This is a genomic window from uncultured Maribacter sp., assembly GCF_947500405.1.
Classification (GTDB): Bacteria; Bacteroidota; Bacteroidia; order Flavobacteriales; family Flavobacteriaceae; genus Maribacter_B.
On the sequence record NZ_CANMRY010000072.1, the window covers coordinates 1 to 555 of the forward strand.

At 38.4% G+C, this 555-nt stretch carries 1 rRNA gene; it reads right to left on the reverse strand.

The window, feature by feature from the left end:
• A 16S ribosomal RNA gene (locus Q0945_RS16045) occupies positions 1 to 171 on the reverse strand; the annotation flags it as partial.
• Between the last annotated feature and the right edge of the window lie 384 nt (positions 172 to 555).

Here is a 555-nt window from a genome sequence, read left to right on the forward strand (position 1 = left end):
TATTAATCCAAGTTTCCCTGGGCTATCCCTCTGTAAAAGGTAGGTTCCATACGCGGTGCGCACCCGTGCGCCGGTCGTCAGCAGAAGCAAGCTCCTCTGTTACCCCTCGACTTGCATGTGTTAGGCCTGCCGCTAGCGTTCATCCTGAGCCAGGATCAAACTCTTCATCGTTGTTTTTTAAATATATTAAGCAACAACAACTAAATAGCTCTCAATCCCGTCTCTCGATTTAAAATTCTTTATGTTCAAATGTCTTCGTTTCCTAATGACATTCTTACGCTGTCTTTACAATATTTCAATGAACTTTTATCCGCCAATTTAACTCGGCTTCTAGTCTCTTTACTTAAGTTATTTCCCTAAGCGGCTGCAAATATATAACTGTTTTTTAAACTGACAAACTAAATTTGAAAAAAATATTTCTTTCTTTTTAAACCTATCTCAAAACAGCATAACTAAGAACGTACAACTCTTCAATATTTCCCAACTCTCAACCAATCTCTCAGCGATTGCGGGCTGCAAATGTACATCTCTTTTTCCTTTTCACAACTAATTTTT